This window comes from Ottowia sp. VDI28 (assembly GCF_049532675.1).
GTDB lineage: Bacteria > Pseudomonadota > Gammaproteobacteria > Burkholderiales > Burkholderiaceae_C > Ottowia.
Genome location: NZ_CP149820.1, coordinates 1,359,538 through 1,376,027 on the forward strand (window position 1 = coordinate 1,359,538; position 16,490 = coordinate 1,376,027).

Genomic DNA, 16,490 nt, shown 5'->3' on the forward strand with positions numbered 1-16,490 from the left:
GGATTCCCGCCTGAGCGGGGGCCGGCCATCCGGGAATGACGGTGATGAAGTCCAAAGATGTGTAGATACCTATGCCCAGTGGGGGAGGGAGTAAGACAGCGAAGCCTGTTGATGCCAGGGCCGAGCGCAGCAATGGCCCGAGCCACGGGTCCCCTCTGCCCGCGCTGAGAAGCGCAGGGCAAGGGGCGGGCAAGGGCACTGCAAGATGCCCTTGCTTCGTGCTCTAGTTTGCTGCAGCTGTTTGAGCGGCGTGAACGAAGTGAACATAGCGAGTTCTGCAGCACCGCCCCTTGACCGAGCATCGCAGGCTGCCCGGAGCGTAGCGCAGGGACGCGGGAAGTGGGGTCGCCTTTTCTTGGGTTACCTTCTTTTGGCGACGCAAAAGAAGGTGACTGCACCGCCGGGGGCAATCCCGGCCTCCGACTGCAATTCAAACAGCAGAAGGTCATTGGGAAGCAGAAGGCTGTTCAGATTAACCGACGTGAAAGCCCTCACCGGATGGCCGGCCCCCCCGGCCCTCTCCCAAAGGGAGAGGGAGCAAGGCATCCGCGCGGGCATAAATGCTCGCCCTACGAGCGAACGAGCCCCTGCATGGCAAAGCCTTTGAAAGGCACGGATTGGAAATCGCCCCTCTCCGGCCTAATTTCCCTCCAGCGCCTCATCATCCCCCCGGTTGAACAGCGCCCAGAATGCCATGAACATCGCGGCGATCGTCGGCCCGATCACGAAGCCGTTGAGGCCGAAGAGCGACATGCCGCCGATGGTGCTCACCAGCACGAGGTAATCAGGCATCTTGGTGTCCTTGCCTACCAGCAGCGGCCGCAATAGGTTGTCCGAGAGGCCGATCGCCAGTACCCCCCAGATGATCAGGCCCACGCCCTGCAGGACTGCATCGGTGGAGATCAGGTAAATGGCCACAGGCACCCAGACCAGTGCCGCGCCCACGGCCGGCAACAGCGACAGCAGCGCCATGACCACGCCCCAGAACACCGCCGCGTGAATACCCAGCACCCAGAACGCGAGGCCGCCCAAGGCGCCTTGCACCACCGCCACGACCACATTGCCCTTCACGGTGGCGCGGACCACGGTGGTGAACTTGCGCAGCAAGTAGCTGGTGTGGTCACGCTCCATGGGCGCGGATTCGAGCACCAGCTTCGACAGATCCCGCCCATCGCGCAGCAGAAAGAAGAGCAGATACAGCATGATCACGAAGCTGACCAGAAAATCGAACGTGTTCTGGCCGATCGCCAGTGCATTCGACGCCAACACCTGGCCGGCCTGCGCCAATCCGCTTGAAACGCGGTCGAGCACGCCCTGCAGATTGGACAGGCCCAGGCGATCCAGCCAGTCGAGCAGCCAATGGGGCAGAGCGGAGAGGATCTGCTGGAAGTACAGGCGGAAATTGAGTTCCCCCTTTGATCCGCTGCGCCAGGGCCGAGGCTTCCGCGACCAGCGTGGAGGTCACCAGGGCCATCGGCAGAATGACGATTACCAGGCAGATCAGCAAGGTGATCAGAGCCGAAAGATTGGTGCGTCCGCACACGGCGCGGAGAATGCGCTGATAGATCGGATCGAACATCAGCGCCAGCGTCACGGCCCAGAATACGGCGCCGAAAAAGGCTTCAATACCCATCCGAACGCCACGGTGACCAAGGTCAGCAGCAGCAGGAAGACAACGCGTTTCAAGGTCGGGGTATTCATGGCCCGCTCACTATAACCTGAGGGGGCTTGCACCTCACCGCGCCGTGGGCAGGCACAATCGGGGAGCCGCCCTAGCCTTTAGCCTTTACCTAGATCGCAGATATGCCCAGCCATCCCGCCACCCCCATGCCCGCTCCCGAAACGCTCGTCGTGCACGGCAAGTCACGCATGATCGAGCTGGCCTGGCCCGATGGGGCCCGGTTCCGTATTCCCTTCGAGCTGATGCGGGTCTATTCGCCTTCGGCCGAAGTGCAGGGGCACGGCGCCGGCCAGGAGGTGCTGCAGACCGGCAAACGCCAGGTCACCATCATCGAGTTGGCCCCCGTCGGCAACTATGCCGTCCAACCCACGTTTTCGGATGGCCATGACAGCGGCATCTATACCTGGGACTATCTATACTTTCTGGGTTCGCGCCAGGATGAGCTTTGGCGCGAGTATGAAAGCCGCCTGGCCGCTGCCGGCGCGGATCGTGATGCGCCCATGCCGCAGAAGGCGGGCGGCGCGTGCGGCCATCATTGACCTCTTCCCTTTGATTTTCTACCGGTAACCCAACATGGCGACCACCCATTTCGGCTTCCAGGACGTGGACGAACGCGACAAGGCACGGCGCGTGCGCGGCGTATTCGATTCAGTCGCTACCCGCTACGACCTGATGAACGACCTGATGTCAGGCGGCCTGCACCGGCTCTGGAAAGCCTACACGGTCACCGTGGCCAACGTGAAGGAAGGCCAGCGCGTGTTGGACATCGCGGGCGGCACGGGCGATCTGGCGCTCGCTTTCTCCAAAAAAGTGGGTGCCCGCGGCCAGGTAGTGCACACCGACATCAACGAAGCCATGCTGCGCACCGGGCGCGACCGTCTGCAGGATGCCGGCGTCATCCTGCCCACCACCGTGTGCGATGCCGAGAAGCTGCCCTTCCCGGACAACCATTTCGATGTCGTCAGCGTGGCTTTCGGTCTGCGCAACATGACCCACAAGGACGCGGCGCTCCGTGAAATGGCCCGCGTGCTCAAGACCGGCGGCAAGCTGCTGGTGCTGGAGTTCTCTCGCGTCGCCAAGCCGTTGCAAAAAGCCTACGACCTGTATTCATTCAAGGTTTTGCCCCGCCTGGGCAAATTGGTGGCTGGCGACGAAGACAGTTACCGCTATCTGGCTGAATCCATCCGCATGCACCCCGATCAAGGGGAACTTAAGGCGCTGATGAAGATCAATGGGTTTGGCCATGTCGACTTTCACAACATGACAGGCGGGGTTGTCGCCCTGCATGTCGGCATCAAATGTGATTAGTCTTCAAGGGTTATCTTTACTTTGTCTTTCATATAAGTAACCATTCGGGGCACTACACCCCGTAAATAAAAGGAGAACTGACCGCATGAATCTATCCGCCATCGTTACGCGCCTCTTTACCGTCCTGCTTGCTGCAGTGGTGGTCGGTGGTGCCTTCACCTTCGACGCCGAGGCGCGCCGGCTGGGCGGCGGGAAGTCCATGGGTCGTCAATCCAGCAATGTGACGCAGCGCCAGGCCACGCCGCCAGCGGCAGCTCCGGCTCAGCCTGGCCAAGGGGCCGCTGCTGCGGGTGCAACAGGTGCCGCGGGCGCGGGCGCCGCAGCCGCTGCGCGCAAACCCTGGGGCAGCATGCTGGGCGGCATCGCCGCCGGCCTGGGCCTGGCATGGCTCGCGCATTCGCTCGGCCTGGGGGCGGCGTTCGGCAACATCCTGCTGATCGCGCTGTTGGCCGTGGCCGCCGTGGTCGTGTTCAACATGCTGCGCCGCCGGTCGGCAGGGCAAGGCACCTCCATGGCCTATCAAGGGGCTGGGGCCGGTGCGGCCAATCCCGTGACGCCGCGTCAATACAGCCCGGCGAAGGTCGGTAACGACGCCTCGGCTCGCCCGTGGGAAGGCCAGGCCGCCCAATTTGATTCATCGGCGGCAGGCGGCTCCATCATCGGCTCCGGCATTTCCTCCGGTCTTTCTGGGTCGCAAAGCTGGGGTGTGCCGGCTGATTTCGACATCGCCGGCTTCACCGAGGCTGCCAAGCGCAACTTCATCAGCCTGCAAGACGCCTGGGACCGTTCCGACATCCCGGCTTTGCGCGCCATGATGACCGACGACATGCTCACCGAAATCCAGAGCCAGTTGGCGGAGCGCGAGCGCACCGCGCCCGGCCAGGCCAACAAGACCGAAGTGGACATGCTCGAAGCCCAACTGCTCGGCATCGAGGAGCTCGACGACGCCTATATGGCCAGCGTCGAATTCAGCGGCATGATCCGTGAAGACCAATCGGCCGGGCCCAATCCTTTCCGCGAGGTCTGGAACATGACCAAGCCGCGGAATGGACGTGGCGGCTGGCTGGTGGCAGGCGTACAGGCACTCCAGTGAAGTAAGCGTGGGCATTCCACGCACACTTCACTGCTCAACCGATAATGGGGACTATGGCAACACAGTCCCCATTTTCTTTGCTCGCCGAAGCGTTCGCCAAGTTGACCGAGAAGTTGTCGGCTCCGGCCTGGCTCGTCGACGAAATGCAGCACCGTGCGGTGCTGTTCCTCAACCACGTCCTGATGCAGGAGCCCGAGGCCCAGGCCCGCCTGATCCGGCAGAAGGGCCGCGTGGTGCGCCTGCAGTGGCGCGACTTCGCCATGCAGCTGGCGGCCACACCGGCTGGCCTGCTGGAGCTGGCGCCCGCCGCCACCCCTGATCTGCTGCTCACGATCACCGATACCTCCCCCCTGGATCTGGCCAGGGGCGCCCTGCGGGGCGATAGGCCGGCAGTCCGCATCGAGGGCGACGTGCAGTTCGCCGGTGAGGTCAACTGGCTGGTCGACCATGTGCGCTGGGATGCTGAGGAAGACCTGGCGCGCCTGATCGGCGATGCGCCGGCCCATACCCTGGCGAACCTGGCGCGCACCGCCGCCGCAGGCTTGCGGCAGTTCGCCAGCAAGGCCGGCCTGCGCGAAACCAACCCGCACGACACCGATTCCGCTGCCGGCAAGGCCGATTCATGAGGCGTTTGCTTCGAGCCATCACCATCGCATGGGTGGCGTTGCGCTATGGGCTCGACGAACTGGTGCTCACCAGTTTCCAGAAGCCCTGGCTGCGGCTGATTGCGCGCATCGCGTCGATCGGGCGTGATCTCTCCGCCCCGCGCGGGCAGCGTCTGCGCGAGGCACTGGAGCGGTTGGGCCCGATTTTCGTGAAGTTCGGCCAAGTGCTTTCCACCCGGCGCGATCTCCTGCCCGCCGACATTGCCGACGAGCTGGCCCTGCTGCAAGACAGAGTGCCGCCGTTCCCGGCCGAGGTGGCGGTGGCCACCATCGAGCGCGCCTTCCGTCAGCCCATCGACCAGATATTCACCAGCTTCGAGCGCGTGCCGGTCGCCAGCGCGTCCATTGCCCAGGTGCACTTTGCCACTTTGCTCGATGCCAACGGGCGCGAGCGGGAAGTGGCCGTCAAGGTGCTGCGCCCCGGCATGCAGCGCGTGATCGAAAAGGATCTGGATCTGATCCGCATGATGGCCGGCTGGGTGGAAGGCCTCTCGGCCGATGGCAAGCGCCTGAAGCCGCGTGAGGTGGTCGGCGAGTTCGATAAGTACCTGCACGACGAACTCGATCTCGTGCGCGAAGCGGCCAGCGCCGCGCAATTGCGGCGCAACATGGCTGGGCTGAACCTGGTCATGATTCCGGAGATATTCTGGGACTATTGCCGCTCCGATGTCATGGTCATGGAGCGCATGAAGGGTGTCCCGATCAGCCAGATCGAGCGCCTGCGCGAAGCCGGGGTGGACATCCCCAAGCTGGCGCGCGATGGCGTCACCATCTTCTTTACCCAGGTGTTCCGCGACGGCTTTTTTCATGCCGACATGCACCCGGGCAACATCATGGTGAGCCTGGAGCCCACTACCTTCGGCCGCTATATCTCGCTTGATTTCGGCATCGTTGGCACGCTGACGCAGTACGACAAGGAGTATCTCGCGCAGAATTTCACGGCCTTCTTCCGGCGTGATTACAAGCGTGTGGCCGAGCTGCACATCGAAAGCGGCTGGGTGCCGCACGACACCCAGGTAGACGAGCTCGAAGCCGCCATCCGCAGCGTGTGCGAACCCTATTTCGACCGCCCGTTGAAGGAGATCTCGCTCGGCATGGTGCTGATGCGGCTGTTCCAGACCTCGCGGCGTTTCCAGGTAGTGATACAGCCGCAGCTGGTGCTGCTGCAGAAAACCCTGCTCAACGTCGAAGGCCTGGGCCGCCAACTGGATCCGGAGCTGGATCTATGGCATACCGCCAAGCCGTTCCTCGAGAAATGGATGCTGGAGCAGGTCGGACCCAAGCGCGTGTGGCGCGAACTCAAGGACCAGGCGCCCTACTATGCCAAGATGCTGCCCGACATGCCGCGCCTGCTGCACGGCTATCTCTCGCAGCGCCCCTCGGAAGATCTGCGGCGCGAGATGCGGGCGCTGGTGGCCGAGCAGCAACGCACCAACCGGCTGCTGAAGGTCATCGCCAGCGTCAGCACGATCTTCTTGCTTGGCCTGATCGCGCTGTTCGTTTTTGCGCGGCTGCAGTGGTTCTAGGAGCATGGGCGCTGCCCCGCCCATGCTCCTGGGAGTGCCTTGATTCCATCTAGGGAAAAGCGGCTCCGATCCGCTGCACCAGAAAATCCACCATGGAGCGTACCTTGGCGGGCGGATGCCGGTTGGATGGCCAGACGGCGTAAATGCCGCCCAATTCGTGGCAGGGGTGATCCAGCGTCAGGGGCGTCAGAGCGCCGCTGGCTACTGATTCTCCCAGGATGAAACTGGGGTGATAGATCAACCCCAATCCCCCCAGGGCTGCTGCCAGCAGGGCCTCGCCGCTGTTGGCGCGCAGGTTGCTTTGTATGGGCTGCGTGACGCTGCCGTCTTGCCCGAAGCGCCACTGCATGGGGGCAGCACTGCTGGACAGCGTATAGGCCAGGCAATTGTGATTGGCCAGGTCGGCGACGGTGCGCGGCACGCCGTGCCGGTCCAGGTAGGAGGGCGCGGCGCACAGGATCATGCGGCAGCTTCCCATCCGGCGGGCCTGCAGCGTATCGTCATGCAGGTGGCCGATCCGCACCGCCATGTCCCAGCGCTCGTCCACCAGGTTCACGGCGGCATCGGTCATGCCCACATCCAGCGTTACGGCAGGGTGGGCCTCGCAGAAAGCCGGGAGCAAGGGCGCGATGTGGCGCATCCCGAAAGACAGCGGCATGTTCAGCCGCAGCATCCCGGTAACGCGCGTGCGCTGGGCGGTGGCGGCCGCATCGGCCTCGTCCACATCGGCGAGGATGCGCTGCGCCGACTCCAGATAGGCCTCGCCAGCTTCGGTCAGTACCAGCTTGCGCGTGGTCCGGTGCAGCAGCTTGACCCCTAGGCGTTCCTCCAGCGCGTCGACGTGCTTGGTGGCCATGGAAGGCGACATATCGAGGATGCGCGCCGCACCAGAGAGCGTGCCTGCCTGGGCGGCCAGGCAGAACACGCGCATACTGTTCAATCGGTCCATGACGTTATTTCAACCTTTGTTTTTTCGTTGCGGGGAAGCGTGGGGGCCACATTTTTTCGCCGCCGGGCCGTCCCAAGGCGAAAAAGGCCCCCTCGGGGGGCAGCGGACCTCGCGAAGCGGGGAAGCGTGGGGGCCACATTTCACACTCTGAGTCAAAACTGATTGGCCATTCTGGCGCTTTGAAAAGCGGCGGTCAAAGCACAAACTCTGATACATGAACACCTTCACCGCCTCTTCTGCATCCGTATCCGTCACCCGGATGCCTGCGCTCTACATTCCACACGGTGCCGGCCCCTGTTTCTTCATGGATTGGAACCCGGCGGATGCCTGGGACAAAACCGCTGACTTTTTGCGCGGCATTCCTGGCAGCCTGCCGGTGGCCCCCAAGGCTATCTTGCTGGTCACCGCGCACTGGCTGGCGCCACAGGTCACACTGACCGGTGCGGCGCAGCCGGACATGTTGTTTGATTACTACGGCTTCCCGCCCCATACCTACGAGCTGCGTTACCCCGCGCCCGGCGCACCCGTGCTGGCCGAGCGCGTGCGCGGCCTGCTGGCGGACGCGGGCATCCCCGCCGCGGTGGACCACCAGCGCGGCTATGACCATGGCACCTTCATTCCGCTGAAGGTGGCCTTTCCCCAGGCGGAAGTACCTGTACTGCAGGTCTCGCTGCTGGGCAGCCTCGATGCGCAGGCGCACGTCGACTATGGCCGCGCGCTGGCGCCCTTGCGGGACGAAGGCGTGCTGATCATCGGCAGCGGCATGAGCTATCACAACATGCGCGGCTACGGCGACCCGCGTTCGACACCCATCAGCGCCGAGTTCGATCGCTGGCTGTCCGACACCGTGGCGCTGCCGGCCACGGAGCGCAATGCGCGCCTGGCCGACTGGGCCGCTGCCAGCGGTCCCGCAGGACGCTTGTCTCATCCGCCGCGTGCCGAAGAGCACCTGCTGCCGCTGCACGTGGTGGCCGGTGCGGCGGGCGAGGGCGTGGGGCGCAAGGTGTTTTCGGATGAGGTGATGCGCACCACCATCTCGGCATTCCGGTTTGACTGACATGGCTCTGAATCGATCATGACTGAACGCACCGTATCCACCGCCACCATCACGACTGTGGAGCCAGCGCGCATCATCCTGCGTTTGTGCAAGCACTGGGGGCACAAGTTCCCGGTCAGCTACGACGACAGGCAAGGCCGCATCGAACTGCCGCTGGGTCTATGCCTGCTGGCCGCCGGCGAGGGGCAGCTCACGGCCCGCCTCGAAGGCGCGCCCGGCGCTGACATGGCGCGCTTCGAAGAGGTCGTGGCTGACCATGCCCAGCGCATGGCGCGTGACGAAACCTACTCCTGGGATTGGCGGCGAGAGTCCGCATGAGTGCTCCTGGCGTTCCCCTTGGGCTCTGGTTCAGGGAACTGAGCACAGAGGTCTGGTCCGCACCGGATGCCGGCGGGGCGGTCGATCTGGCGTTGCCCGTGGGCAGCAGTATGCTGGCCCGCGAGGTGCTGCGCCACACACCGCCGCGCCCGCTGGAAATCGAGCAGGCGATCGAGGTGGTGGAAGAAGCGGTCATGCCCGCACGTGCCCAACTGCCCGAAGCCATACAGCTTTTCTGCACGGATCCGCTGTTGCACGCGCTGGCCGCAGCCGAACCGCAGGCGGATGACCCTGTCTGGCTGAGTATGGAGGCCGTCGAGCAGCTGTTCAACCGCCTGGTGGCGCGTGCGGAAGGCCGGCCCGCCCCTCAGGACGATCTGCCCGTGGATGCCGCGAGCGCCGCCCGTCTGGTGATCGTGCGCGAAATCCTGCATCACTGGGGCTTGAACGGCTTGTACCTGGCCATTTCCCAGGGCGTGCCGCACACGACAACCTAGTCAGCGTTGCACCAGGGCAACGCTGAATAAGTTCTCATGCACGTCGCATCCCTGGACTCGGACGGTCTGCGGCGTTAAAAATGCTCGCGATATCGCCTGATATCGCTGCGCTTTTCGCCCCCGCACCCCATTACGATCCAGGGCGCGCCGCACACGACAACTAATTCAGCGTTGCCCTAGAATCGCCGTTTCCCACAGGAGCCCGCGCCGAAATCGTCAACAGGCTCTGAGACCTTCCTTTACTCCGGAGCGCCTGCCGTGCTGTTGACATTGGTCTTCGCCTATCTGTTGGTCACGATCGCCATCGGCCTGGTGGCCGCCAGGCGGGTCAAGAATACGGTTGATTTTGCGGTAGCCGGGCGGAACTTGCCGCTCATCATGATCGTCACCACCACGTTCGCCACGTGGTTCGGCTCCGAGACTGTGCTGGGCATTCCGGCCAAATTCGTCCAGGACGGCCTGGGCGGGGTGGTAGAGGATCCGTTTGGCGCAGGACTTTGCCTGATCCTGGTGGGCGCGTTCTTCGCGGCGCGCCTGTACCGGATGAACCTGCTCACCATCAGCGACTACTACCGCGAGCGCTATGGCCGCTCGATCGAGTTGGTGTGCTCGCTGTTCATCATGGTCAGCTACCTGGGCTGGGTGTCGGCGCAGGTGACGGCGCTGGGGCTGGTGTTCAACGTGCTGTCCGGGGGCGCGATCAGCATTCCAATGGGCATGACGCTGGGCGTGTGCTCGATCCTCATCTATACGCTGTTCGGCGGCATGTGGTCGGTGGCCATCACTGATTTCATTCAGATGATCATTCTGGTGGCTGGCCTTGTCATTTTGGCTTTCTACGCCGGCGAGCAGGCTGGCGGGGCGGACAAGGTGCTGGCGCTGGCTGTCAGCCAGGATATGTTCCGCTTCCTGCCGCCTCCCACCTGGCACGACATCATCTTCTTCGTGGCCGCCGCCATCACCATGATGCTCGGCTCGATCCCGCAGCAAGACGTTTTCCAGCGCGTGATGTCCGCCAAGAGCGAGAAAGCAGCCACCCGGGGGGCGATGATCGGTGGCGGGCTCTACATCGTGTTCGCCTTCATCCCGATGTTCCTGGTCACCAGCGCACTCATCATCATGCCCGAACGGGCCGCGGCCCTGCTGGCCGATGACCCCCAGAAGGTGCTGCCTCAACTGGTCATGGAGAACATGCCATTTGGCATGCAGGTCGTGTTTTTCGGGGCGCTGCTCTCGGCCATCAAATCCACGGCGTCCGCCACCATGCTGGCGCCCAGCGTCACTTTCGTGGAAAACATCTGGCGCCAGTTCCGGCCGCGCCTAAGCGACCGGCAGGAGCTTTTGACCATGCGCATCACCGTGCTGGTGTTCAGCGTGCTGGTATTGCTCTACTCGATCCGCATGCAGGGCACCTCCATCTATGAGATGGTCTCGGGGGCCTATCAGATCACCCTGGTGGGCGCCTTCGTGCCGCTGGTGTTCGGCTTGTATTGGAAGCGCGCCACCACGCAGGGGGCGATTCTGTCCATCGTGCTGGGCTGCCTGACCTGGCTGCTGCTGTTGGCCACGCCAGCGGGCGAGGCGTTTCCGGCGCAGCTGGCGGGTGTGTTGGCGGCGATGGCGGGCATGCTGATCGGCTCGCTTGGGCCGCAGGTGCTGCGCAATACCCACGGGAAGCACCATCAATTGCAGGGTTTAGGCTGAAAGCCTTTTCCGCTGGGACCGCCAAGCTCCAGCTTGGCAGGCTGCGTGCGAGAGAGGCGCTGCGGCCAAGCTGGAGCTTGGCGGTCCCAGAGTGCGCGTAGCGCGGCCGAGCCCTTGAATAAGTCCCCGCAAGCCTATAATTGAGGGTTTTTCTTCTCTCAGCCTGCCTTGGCCCGCTCTATCCGGAGCCTGTCCGGGCTTGATTGCCATGCCTATCTACGCCTACAAGTGCTCATCCTGTGGCCATGCCAAGGATGTGCTGCAGAAGATGTCCGATGCGCCCCTGACGGTTTGTCCGGAGTGCGGTGCATCCACATTCAGCAAGCAAGTGACCGCAGCCGGTTTCCAGCTCAAGGGCTCCGGTTGGTACGTGACCGATTTCCGTGGCGGCTCGCAGGGCGGGCAGGCCAGCGGCACGCCCAAGGAATCCAAGGGCACCGAAGGTGGCAGCACTTCCGAGAGCGCTTCGGCGCCCGCGCCATCGCCCGCACCCGCTGCCGCGCCGGCACCTGCGCCCGCGCCCTCCAGCGGTGGCACCTCCGGCTCGTCCTCCGCCAGCTGAACACCTCCAGACGGACGCCCGCCCGATGATGCAGCGCCTCAGGCAATATTTCATCACCGGCTTGCTGGTGTGGCTGCCCATGGGCGTCACCGTGTGGGTGCTGCTGTGGCTGCTCGGCATTCTCGACGGCATTTTCCTGGGCGTGCTCGGGGCCGCCGAGGCCATGGTGCCGGGCGCGGTGGGCGTGGCCGAGAAGCTGCGGCATATTCCCGGCCTGGGTGTCATCCTGGTCGCGCTCGTCATTTTCGGCACGGGCCTTTTCGTGGCCAACATGTTCGGGCAATGGTGGCTGCGCCAGTGGGACAAAGTGATGGTCCGCATCCCTGTGGTGCGAAGCATCTACAGCAGCGTCAAGCAGGTGTCGGACACCCTGTTTTCCGGCTCCGGCCAGGCGTTTTCCAAGGCCTTGCTGATCCAGTATCCCCGTCAGGGCGCCTGGACCATCGCCTTTCTGACCGGCCGGCCCGGCGGCGAGGTGGCGCGCCACCTGGATGCCGACTTTGTCAGCGTTTACGTGCCCACCACGCCCAACCCGACTTCCGGCTTTTTCCTGATGCTGCCCCGTGCCGACGTCATTGAGCTGAAAATGAGCGTGGACGAAGCGTTGAAATACGTCATTTCGATGGGCGTTGTGGCGCCCCCCACGCCGGTTTCGGGCCAAGAGCCCGGCCCAGCGGTACCTGCATCTTCCATTTCCACGCCCGCGGAGCAGAATCAGCTCCCTTTCCCTACTCCGGCAACCCCGGTAGGCGGCGCTGCCGCCAAGCCTGAATCCTGAACCGAATCCTGAAAGAAAACAGTATGTCGATGCGTTCCCACTACTGCGGCCTCGTGACCGAAGAATTGATCGGCCAGAGCGTGAGTCTGTGCGGCTGGGTGAACCGCCGGCGCGATCACGGCGGTGTGATCTTCGTCGATCTGCGCGACCGCGAAGGCTATGTGCAGGTGGTCTGCGACCCTGACCGCCCCGAGATGTTCAAGGTGGCCGAAGACCTTCGCAACGAGTTCTGCGTGCGCGTCGTCGGCGTGGTGCGTGCCCGCCCGGAAGGCACCACCAACGAGCAACTCAAGAGCGGCAAGATCGAGGTCCTGTGCCACGAACTCACCGTGCTCAACCCTTCCGTCACGCCGCCGTTCCAACTCGACGACGAGAACCTGAGCGAAACCACGCGTCTCACGCACCGTGTGCTCGATCTGCGCCGCCCCTACATGCAGCACAACCTGATGCTGCGCTACCGCGTGGCCATGGAAGTGCGCAAGTTCCTCGACACGAACGGCTTCATCGACATCGAGACCCCCATGCTCACCAAGAGCACGCCGGAGGGCGCACGCGATTACCTCGTGCCCAGCCGCGTGCACGATGGCATGTTCTTCGCGCTGCCGCAGTCGCCCCAGCTGTTCAAGCAGCTGCTGATGGTGGCCGGTTACGACCGCTATTACCAGATCACCAAGTGCTTCCGCGACGAAGACCTGCGCGCCGACCGCCAACCTGAATTCACGCAGATCGATATCGAAACCTCGTTCCTGGGCGAGCAGGAAATCCGCGACCTGTTCCAGGGCATGATCGCCAGTGTGTTCCAGAAAACGCTGGGCGTCGATCTGGGCGAGTTCCCCGTCATGCCTTATGCCGAGGCCATGCACCGCTACGGCTCCGACAAGCCCGATCTGCGTGTGAAGCTCGAATTCACCGAGCTGACCGACATCATGAAAGACGTCGATTTCAAGGTCTTCAGCGGCCCGGCTACCACCCCAGGAGGCCGTGTGGTGGCCCTGCGCGTGCCCGGCGGCGGCGAGATGAGCCGCGGCGAGATCGATGGCTACACAGAGTTCGTCAAGATCTATGGCGCCAAGGGCCTGGCCTGGATCAAGGTCAACGAGGCGGGCAAGGGCCGTGACGGCCTGCAGTCGCCTATCGTGAAGAACCTGCACGATGCAGCCATTGCCCAGATCCTGGAGCGGACCGGCGCCCAGAATGGCGACATTCTTTTCTTCGGTGCCGACAAGGCCAAGGTGGTCAACGACGCCATTGGTGCGCTGCGCCTGAAGATCGGCCACGGCGAACTCGCCCGCAAGACCGGCCTGTTCGAGGACCGCTGGGCACCGCTCTGGGTGGTTGATTTCCCGATGTTCGAGTTCGACGAAGACGAACAGCGCTGGAGCGCCGTGCACCACCCGTTCACGGCGCCGAAGGACGGCCACGAGGACTATATGGATTCGGACCCCGGCAAGTGCATTGCCAAGGCCTACGACATGGTCCTGAACGGCTGGGAGCTGGGCGGCGGATCGGTGCGTATCCACCGCGCCGATGTGCAGGCCAAGGTGTTCAGCGCCCTGAAGATCACGCCCGAGGACGCGCAGCAGAAGTTCGGCTTCCTGCTCGACGCCCTGCAATACGGTGCACCCCCGCACGGCGGCCTGGCCTTCGGTCTCGACCGCCTGGTCACCCTCATGACCAAGGCCGATTCGATCCGCGACGTGATCGCTTTCCCCAAGACCCAGCGCGCGCAGTGCCTGCTTACGCAAGCCCCCAGCCCGGTGGACGAGAAACAGCTCCGCGAGTTGCACATTCGCCTGCGCAACACAGCGCCAGCGGCTTAAGGCTGCTTTGGGGCGGTGTAGGGGGCGGTGTAGGGGGCGGGTTGGAAACCCATGCCTCTCAAGGTTTTTGGGCGGCACCCTGCGCCCTGGGTCTGAGTGCTGACGGCCCGGTATCTCCGGATGACTGTTGGGCCCTGTGATGAGGAGATTGGGAAATGAACAGCCGGGTGGAAGTGGCTGTGAAAGCCCCCACCGGCCCCCCAACCTTCCCCCAGAGGGGGAAGGAGTAAGACAGCGAAGCCCGTTGATTCGCGGGCCGAGCGCAGCGATGGCCCGAGCCACGGGTCCCCTCTGGCCGTGCCGAGGAGCGCAGAGCGAGGGGTAGGCAAGGGCACTGCAAGATGCCCTTGCTTCGTGCTCTGACTTGCTGCAGCTGTTTGAGCATAGAGAGCGAAGCGAACGCAGCGAGTTCTACAGCACTGCCCCTCGATCGAGCACCGGAGGTTGCCCGGAGCGAAGCGCAGGGACACGTCCAGTGGGGTCGCCTTTCTTCTGCCTACTCTTCTTTGGCGACGCAAAGAAGAGTAGGTGCACCGCCGGGGGCAATCCCGGCCTCTGACCTTAGATCAAACAGCAGAAGGCCATTAGGACGCAGAAGGCCGTTCAGATCAAGCGACTGTGAAAGCCCTCACCCCAGCCCTCTCCCAGAGGGAGAGGGAGCAAGGCATCCGCTCGGGCATCAATGCCCACCCTACGAGCGAAGGAGCTCCCGCATGGCAAAGACCTTGAAAGGCTGGGTTTGAAACCCGTCCGTACGGCGCTCGATTCCTTCGCGGCCCTCGCCACCTGAAGCCAGAAGCTTCAGTCATTTGTCACGCATCGCTAGATCGCGTGGCCAAGCATCAACGCCGTCCTACGCCGCCCGCACAAACGCTCTGCTAGGATTGACTCTCCACCCCATCTCCATCTTCAAAGAGAGAGTCTCATCATGTCCGATATGGTTGATTCCGCCATTGAAACCAAGGAACAGCTGGTTGCCAACCTGCGCCGCGTCATTGCCGATGCCGAGGACCTGCTGTCCGCCACCGCCGGGCAAACCGACAGCAAAATGGCTGAGTTGCGCGCCCGCGCCAAGGAAAACCTGTTCCTGGCCCGCGAAAAACTCGCCGATGCCGACTCGGCCATGCGAGCCCACGCACGCCGCGCCGCCGAAGCCACCGATGATTACGTTCACGAAAACCCCTGGTCGTCCATCGGCGCTGCCGCGGCTGTGGGCATGCTGATCGGCGTTCTGCTCGGCCGCCGTTGATGGGAGACCGTACGGGGTCTTCGAACACTGCCTTGATCACTGACCCGCATGCCACGTTCCCCGGGATCTGAGCAGCCCTCTACGGCAGCGCGCGTTCGCGGGCTGCTGGCTGATGTACTGGAGTTGGCGCAAGTCCGCTTCGAGCTGCTCACCATCGAGGCGCGGCAGGAGTTGCTGCGCCTGGGCCAAATGGCCATGTTCGGGGCCTTCGCGGTCACGTTTCTCAGTTTTGGCCTGATCTTCCTGGCCATCTTTTTGACCGTGCTGTTCTGGGATACGCACCGGTTGCTCGCGCTGGGCATTTTTACAGCGCTCTTCCTGGGCGGCGGCTTGGTCTTCTTCGCGGTAGCCTGGGCGCGTTTCAAGGAAGGATCGCGCATGTTCTCGGCTATCCGCGACGAAATGAAGCGAGATCAGGAGCGGCTGCGTTCATAAGCGCGGCCGAGAGATAATCCCGTGAGCGAAAAAGCCTACCTTGACGCCCGCCGTGAGCAGCTTCGCATGCGCTCGGCGCAACTGCGCGAGCAGCTCGCCCAGCGGGCTACCGTCGTCCAACCGGTTTTCCGCACTGCGGACCGTGTCCGTGAAGGCGCTTCGTGGGTGCAATCCAACCCGGCTCTGATCGCCCTGGTGGGCGCGGCTCTGGCCGGCGCCGTGCTGGCCAGGCCGAAAGCGGTGCTCGGACTGGGCCTTCGTGCCTGGTCCGGTTGGCAGATGTTCCAGCGCGTGCGGCCGGTGGCCAACGCATTCCTGCGCCAATTTCTGTAGGAAAGCCGTACTAAATGGCCGCAATGGCCGAGGCGGCTGCGCCGCGTCCTTACAAGATCCCTCAATCGGTGCTGGTGGTCATTTACACCACCGCGCTCGATATTTTGCTCATCCGCCGGGCCGACACCTCGGCAGACTACTGGCAATCGGTCACTGGCAGCAAGGATACGGAGGAAGAGTCCTTTGTAGACACCGCGGTGCGTGAGGTGTTGGAGGAAACTGGCATCGACGCGCGCGCGCCTTCCTGCGTGCTGCAGGATTGGGAACTTGAAAACGTCTACGAAATCTATCCCATATGGCAGCACCGCTATGCGCCAGGGATCACGCTCAACACCGAACACGTCTTCGGGCTCCGGGTTCCGGCCGATACACCGGTGCGCCTTAGTCCGAGGGAGCATACTGACTGGATCTGGTTGCCTTGGCAAAAGGCGGCCGACCGCTGTTTTTCGCCCTCAAACGCCGAAGCCTGTCTGCTGTTGCCGCGATTTATTTAGGGTGTCCTCAATTAAAGCTCC

At 63.5% G+C, this 16,490-nt stretch carries 17 protein-coding genes and 1 pseudogene; 16 read left to right on the plus strand and 2 right to left on the minus strand.

Going from position 1 to position 16,490, the window contains the following annotated elements; translation table 11 throughout:
* Positions 1 to 639 precede the first annotated feature (639 nt).
* Positions 640 to 1,701, minus strand: a pseudogene (locus WJU18_RS06335) (AI-2E family transporter).
* Positions 1,702 to 1,803: 102 nt separating this feature from the next.
* Between WJU18_RS06335 and WJU18_RS06340 the strand changes: the two are divergent.
* From WJU18_RS06340 to ubiB, 5 genes are all read left to right on the plus strand, one after another.
* On the plus strand, positions 1,804 to 2,220 hold the full coding sequence (locus WJU18_RS06340; protein ID WP_423459266.1) for a gamma-butyrobetaine hydroxylase-like domain-containing protein: 417 nt from the start codon (positions 1,804 to 1,806) through the stop codon (positions 2,218 to 2,220).
* Between the two features lie 34 nt (positions 2,221 to 2,254).
* Positions 2,255 to 2,989: a bifunctional demethylmenaquinone methyltransferase/2-methoxy-6-polyprenyl-1,4-benzoquinol methylase UbiE gene (ubiE, locus tag WJU18_RS06345; RefSeq protein WP_423459267.1), complete on the plus strand. Its 735-nt coding sequence runs from the start codon at positions 2,255 to 2,257 to the stop codon at positions 2,987 to 2,989.
* 85 nt (positions 2,990 to 3,074) lie between these two features.
* Positions 3,075 to 4,082, plus strand: coding sequence for a Tim44 domain-containing protein (locus WJU18_RS06350; RefSeq protein WP_423459268.1), 1,008 nt, complete (start codon positions 3,075 to 3,077; stop codon positions 4,080 to 4,082).
* 53 nt (positions 4,083 to 4,135) lie between these two features.
* Entirely contained in the window at positions 4,136 to 4,708 is a 573-nt protein-coding gene (locus tag WJU18_RS06355) for a hypothetical protein (RefSeq protein ID WP_423459269.1), read from the plus strand.
* Positions 4,705 to 6,273 carry a ubiquinone biosynthesis regulatory protein kinase UbiB gene (ubiB, locus tag WJU18_RS06360; RefSeq protein WP_423459270.1) on the plus strand — a complete coding sequence of 523 codons (1,569 nt, stop codon included), beginning with the start codon at positions 4,705 to 4,707 and terminating at the stop codon, positions 6,271 to 6,273. The genes WJU18_RS06355 and ubiB overlap by 4 nt, the downstream gene beginning before the upstream one ends.
* A gap of 49 nt (positions 6,274 to 6,322) precedes the next feature.
* On the opposite strand, the gene WJU18_RS06365 is transcribed toward ubiB, so the two are convergent.
* Positions 6,323 to 7,222, minus strand: coding sequence for a LysR family transcriptional regulator (locus WJU18_RS06365; protein ID WP_423459271.1), 900 nt, complete (start codon positions 7,220 to 7,222; stop codon positions 6,323 to 6,325).
* A 214-nt stretch (positions 7,223 to 7,436) separates the two neighbouring features.
* On the opposite strand from WJU18_RS06365, the gene WJU18_RS06370 reads away from it, so the two are divergent.
* The 11 genes from WJU18_RS06370 (at position 7,437) to nudB (ending at position 16,469) form a co-directional block, all read left to right on the plus strand.
* Positions 7,437 to 8,279 (plus strand): DODA-type extradiol aromatic ring-opening family dioxygenase, encoded by an 843-nt coding sequence (locus WJU18_RS06370; protein WP_423459272.1) that lies wholly within the window; start codon positions 7,437 to 7,439, stop codon positions 8,277 to 8,279.
* Between the two features lie 18 nt (positions 8,280 to 8,297).
* Positions 8,298 to 8,597 (plus strand): DUF2218 domain-containing protein, encoded by a 300-nt coding sequence (locus tag WJU18_RS06375; protein WP_423459273.1) that lies wholly within the window; start codon positions 8,298 to 8,300, stop codon positions 8,595 to 8,597.
* Complete coding sequence (locus WJU18_RS06380; RefSeq protein WP_423459274.1) at positions 8,594 to 9,094, plus strand: hypothetical protein; 501 nt, start codon at positions 8,594 to 8,596, stop codon at positions 9,092 to 9,094. The genes WJU18_RS06375 and WJU18_RS06380 overlap by 4 nt, the downstream gene beginning before the upstream one ends.
* Before the next feature lie 258 nt (positions 9,095 to 9,352).
* Positions 9,353 to 10,798: a sodium:solute symporter family protein gene (locus WJU18_RS06385; RefSeq protein WP_423459275.1), complete on the plus strand. Its 1,446-nt coding sequence runs from the start codon at positions 9,353 to 9,355 to the stop codon at positions 10,796 to 10,798.
* A 208-nt stretch (positions 10,799 to 11,006) separates the two neighbouring features.
* Positions 11,007 to 11,360 (plus strand): FmdB family zinc ribbon protein, encoded by a 354-nt coding sequence (locus tag WJU18_RS06390; RefSeq protein WP_423460950.1) that lies wholly within the window; start codon positions 11,007 to 11,009, stop codon positions 11,358 to 11,360.
* 25 nt (positions 11,361 to 11,385) lie between these two features.
* A complete protein-coding gene (locus WJU18_RS06395; protein WP_423459276.1) occupies positions 11,386 to 12,138 on the plus strand; it encodes a DUF502 domain-containing protein in 753 nt (250 codons plus the stop codon).
* A gap of 23 nt (positions 12,139 to 12,161) precedes the next feature.
* Positions 12,162 to 13,958 carry an aspartate--tRNA ligase gene (gene aspS, locus WJU18_RS06400; RefSeq protein ID WP_423459277.1) on the plus strand — a complete coding sequence of 599 codons (1,797 nt, stop codon included), beginning with the start codon at positions 12,162 to 12,164 and terminating at the stop codon, positions 13,956 to 13,958.
* 928 nt (positions 13,959 to 14,886) lie between these two features.
* Positions 14,887 to 15,207 carry a DUF883 family protein gene (locus WJU18_RS06405; RefSeq protein WP_423459278.1) on the plus strand — a complete coding sequence of 107 codons (321 nt, stop codon included), beginning with the start codon at positions 14,887 to 14,889 and terminating at the stop codon, positions 15,205 to 15,207.
* A gap of 48 nt (positions 15,208 to 15,255) precedes the next feature.
* Entirely contained in the window at positions 15,256 to 15,642 is a 387-nt protein-coding gene (locus tag WJU18_RS06410; RefSeq protein WP_423459279.1) for a phage holin family protein, read from the plus strand.
* 21 nt (positions 15,643 to 15,663) lie between these two features.
* A complete protein-coding gene (locus tag WJU18_RS06415; protein WP_423459280.1) occupies positions 15,664 to 15,975 on the plus strand; it encodes a YqjK family protein in 312 nt (103 codons plus the stop codon).
* A 23-nt stretch (positions 15,976 to 15,998) separates the two neighbouring features.
* The gene (gene nudB / locus WJU18_RS06420; protein WP_423460951.1) at positions 15,999 to 16,469 is read left to right on the plus strand and encodes a dihydroneopterin triphosphate diphosphatase; all 471 of its coding nucleotides are present in this window, start codon (positions 15,999 to 16,001) and stop codon (positions 16,467 to 16,469) included.
* Positions 16,470 to 16,490: the final 21 nt, after the last annotated feature.

What these genes read in the sequence shown, in the direction of transcription:
- ubiE (WP_423459267.1), top strand. Translation starts at nt 2,255, where the DNA reads ATGGCGACCACCCATTTCGGCTTCCAGGACGTGGACGAACGCGACAAG.
- WJU18_RS06380 (WP_423459274.1), top strand. Translation starts at nt 8,594, where the DNA reads ATGAGTGCTCCTGGCGTTCCCCTTGGGCTCTGGTTCAGGGAACTGAGC.
- WJU18_RS06405 (WP_423459278.1), top strand. Translation starts at nt 14,887, where the DNA reads ATGTCCGATATGGTTGATTCCGCCATTGAAACCAAGGAACAGCTGGTT.
- WJU18_RS06355 (WP_423459269.1), top strand. Translation starts at nt 4,136, where the DNA reads ATGGCAACACAGTCCCCATTTTCTTTGCTCGCCGAAGCGTTCGCCAAG.
- WJU18_RS06390 (WP_423460950.1), top strand. Translation starts at nt 11,007, where the DNA reads ATGCCTATCTACGCCTACAAGTGCTCATCCTGTGGCCATGCCAAGGAT.
- aspS (WP_423459277.1), top strand. Translation starts at nt 12,162, where the DNA reads ATGTCGATGCGTTCCCACTACTGCGGCCTCGTGACCGAAGAATTGATC.
- WJU18_RS06375 (WP_423459273.1), top strand. Translation starts at nt 8,298, where the DNA reads ATGACTGAACGCACCGTATCCACCGCCACCATCACGACTGTGGAGCCA.
- WJU18_RS06340 (WP_423459266.1), top strand. Translation starts at nt 1,804, where the DNA reads ATGCCCAGCCATCCCGCCACCCCCATGCCCGCTCCCGAAACGCTCGTC.
- nudB (WP_423460951.1), top strand. Translation starts at nt 15,999, where the DNA reads ATGGCCGAGGCGGCTGCGCCGCGTCCTTACAAGATCCCTCAATCGGTG.
- WJU18_RS06370 (WP_423459272.1), top strand. Translation starts at nt 7,437, where the DNA reads ATGAACACCTTCACCGCCTCTTCTGCATCCGTATCCGTCACCCGGATG.
- WJU18_RS06395 (WP_423459276.1), top strand. Translation starts at nt 11,386, where the DNA reads ATGATGCAGCGCCTCAGGCAATATTTCATCACCGGCTTGCTGGTGTGG.
- WJU18_RS06365 (WP_423459271.1), bottom strand. Translation starts at nt 7,222, where the DNA reads ATGGACCGATTGAACAGTATGCGCGTGTTCTGCCTGGCCGCCCAGGCA.
- WJU18_RS06350 (WP_423459268.1), top strand. Translation starts at nt 3,075, where the DNA reads ATGAATCTATCCGCCATCGTTACGCGCCTCTTTACCGTCCTGCTTGCT.
- WJU18_RS06410 (WP_423459279.1), top strand. Translation starts at nt 15,256, where the DNA reads ATGCCACGTTCCCCGGGATCTGAGCAGCCCTCTACGGCAGCGCGCGTT.
- ubiB (WP_423459270.1), top strand. Translation starts at nt 4,705, where the DNA reads ATGAGGCGTTTGCTTCGAGCCATCACCATCGCATGGGTGGCGTTGCGC.